This is a genomic window from Bacillus sp. VA15 (assembly GCF_055721145.1).
Genome location: NZ_JBVQPQ010000016.1, coordinates 1 through 3,008, shown reverse-complemented (window position 1 = coordinate 3,008; position 3,008 = coordinate 1). Strand labels below are relative to the sequence as shown.

At 53.2% G+C, this 3,008-nt stretch carries 1 rRNA gene; it reads left to right on the top strand.

From position 1 onward, the window contains the following. Positions 1-82 precede the first annotated feature (82 nt). Positions 83-3,008: ribosomal RNA gene (locus AC0DBE_RS21445) — 23S ribosomal RNA — on the top strand; the annotation flags it as partial.

The window sequence follows — 3,008 nt, the reverse complement described above, 5'->3', positions numbered from 1 at the left end:
AACGTGTTCTTTGAAAACTAGATAACAGTAGACATCACATTCAATTAGTAAGACAAGATATCACATAGTGATTCTTTTTAACGGTTAAGTTAGAAAGGGCGCACGGTGGATGCCTTGGCACTAGGAGCCGATGAAGGACGGGACGAACACCGATATGCTTCGGGGAGCTGTAAGCAAGCTTTGATCCGGAGATTTCCGAATGGGGAAACCCACCACTCGTAATGGAGTGGTATCCATATCTGAATTCATAGGATATGAGAAGGCAGACCCGGGGAACTGAAACATCTAAGTACCCGGAGGAAGAGAAAGCAAATGCGATTCCCTGAGTAGCGGCGAGCGAAACGGGATTAGCCCAAACCAAGAGGCTTGCCTCTTGGGGTTGTAGGACACTCTGTACGGAGTTACAAAAGAACGAGGTAGATGAAGAGGTCTGGAAAGGCCCGCCATAGAAGGTAACAGCCCTGTAGTCAAAACTTCGTTCTCTCCTGAGTGGATCCTGAGTACGGCGGAACACGTGAAATTCCGTCGGAATCCGGGAGGACCATCTCCCAAGGCTAAATACTCCCTAGTGACCGATAGTGAACCAGTACCGTGAGGGAAAGGTGAAAAGCACCCCGGAAGGGGAGTGAAAGAGATCCTGAAACCGTGTGCCTACAAGTAGTCAGAGCCCGTTAACGGGTGATGGCGTGCCTTTTGTAGAATGAACCGGCGAGTTACGATCCCGTGCAAGGTTAAGCAGAAGATGCGGAGCCGCAGCGAAAGCGAGTCTGAATAGGGCGCATGAGTACGTGGTCGTAGACCCGAAACCAGGTGATCTACCCATGTCCAGGGTGAAGTTCAGGTAACACTGAATGGAGGCCCGAACCCACGCACGTTGAAAAGTGCGGGGATGAGGTGTGGGTAGGGGTGAAATGCCAATCGAACCTGGAGATAGCTGGTTCTCTCCGAAATAGCTTTAGGGCTAGCCTCAAGGTAAGAGTCTTGGAGGTAGAGCACTGATTGGACTAGGGGCCCCTACCGGGTTACCGAATTCAGTCAAACTCCGAATGCCAATGACTTATCCTTGGGAGTCAGACTGCGAGTGATAAGATCCGTAGTCGAAAGGGAAACAGCCCAGACCGCCAGCTAAGGTCCCAAAGTATACGTTAAGTGGAAAAGGATGTGGAGTTGCTTAGACAACCAGGATGTTGGCTTAGAAGCAGCCACCATTTAAAGAGTGCGTAATAGCTCACTGGTCGAGTGACTCTGCGCCGAAAATGTACCGGGGCTAAACGTATCACCGAAGCTGCGGACTGTTCTTCGAACAGTGGTAGGAGAGCGTTCTAAGGGCTGTGAAGCCAGACCGGAAGGACTGGTGGAGCGCTTAGAAGTGAGAATGCCGGTATGAGTAGCGAAAGAGGGGTGAGAATCCCCTCCACCGAATGCCTAAGGTTTCCTGAGGAAGGCTCGTCCGCTCAGGGTTAGTCGGGACCTAAGCCGAGGCCGAAAGGCGTAGGCGATGGACAACAGGTTGATATTCCTGTACCACCTCCTCACCATTTGAGCAATGGGGGGACGCAGGAGGATAGGGTAAGCGCGGTATTGGATATCCGCGTCCAAGCAGTTAGGCTGGGAAATAGGCAAATCCGTTTCCCATAAGGCTGAGCTGTGATGGCGAGCGAAATTTAGTAGCGAAGTTCCTGATTCCACACTGCCAAGAAAAGCCTCTAGCGAGGTGAGAGGTGCCCGTACCGCAAACCGACACAGGTAGGCGAGGAGAGAATCCTAAGGTGATCGAGAGAACTCTCGTTAAGGAACTCGGCAAAATGACCCCGTAACTTCGGGAGAAGGGGTGCTCTGTTAGGGTGCAAGCCCGAGAGAGCCGCAGTGAATAGGCCCAGGCGACTGTTTAGCAAAAACACAGGTCTCTGCGAAGCCGTAAGGCGAAGTATAGGGGCTGACGCCTGCCCGGTGCTGGAAGGTTAAGAGGAGCGCTTAGCGTAAGCGAAGGTGCGAATTGAAGCCCCAGTAAACGGCGGCCGTAACTATAACGGTCCTAAGGTAGCGAAATTCCTTGTCGGGTAAGTTCCGACCCGCACGAAAGGCGCAACGATCTGGGCACTGTCTCAACGAGAGACTCGGTGAAATTATAGTACCTGTGAAGATGCAGGTTACCCGCGACAGGACGGAAAGACCCCGTGGAGCTTTACTGCAGCCTGATATTGAATGTTGGTACAGCTTGTACAGGATAGGTAGGAGCCTTGGAAACCGGAGCGCTAGCTTCGGTGGAGGCATCGGTGGGATACTACCCTGGCTGTATTGACCTTCTAACCCGCCGCCCTTATCGGGCGGGGAGACAGTGTCAGGTGGGCAGTTTGACTGGGGCGGTCGCCTCCTAAAAGGTAACGGAGGCGCCCAAAGGTTCCCTCAGAATGGTTGGAAATCATTCGCAGAGTGTAAAGGCACAAGGGAGCTTGACTGCGAGACCTACAAGTCGAGCAGGGACGAAAGTCGGGCTTAGTGATCCGGTGGTTCCGCATGGAAGGGCCATCGCTCAACGGATAAAAGCTACCCCGGGGATAACAGGCTTATCTCCCCCAAGAGTCCACATCGACGGGGAGGTTTGGCACCTCGATGTCGGCTCATCGCATCCTGGGGCTGTAGTCGGTCCCAAGGGTTGGGCTGTTCGCCCATTAAAGCGGTACGCGAGCTGGGTTCAGAACGTCGTGAGACAGTTCGGTCCCTATCCGTCGCGGGCGCAGGAAATTTGAGAGGAGCTGTCCTTAGTACGAGAGGACCGGGATGGACGCACCGCTGGTGTACCAGTTGTTCTGCCAAGGGCATCGCTGGGTAGCTATGTGCGGACGGGATAAGTGCTGAAAGCATCTAAGCATGAAGCCCCCCTCAAGATGAGATTTCCCATTCCGCAAGGAAGTAAGATCCCTGAAAGATGATCAGGTTGATAGGTCTGAGGTGGAAGTGTGGCGACACATGGAGCTGACAGATACTAATCGATCGAGGACTTAACC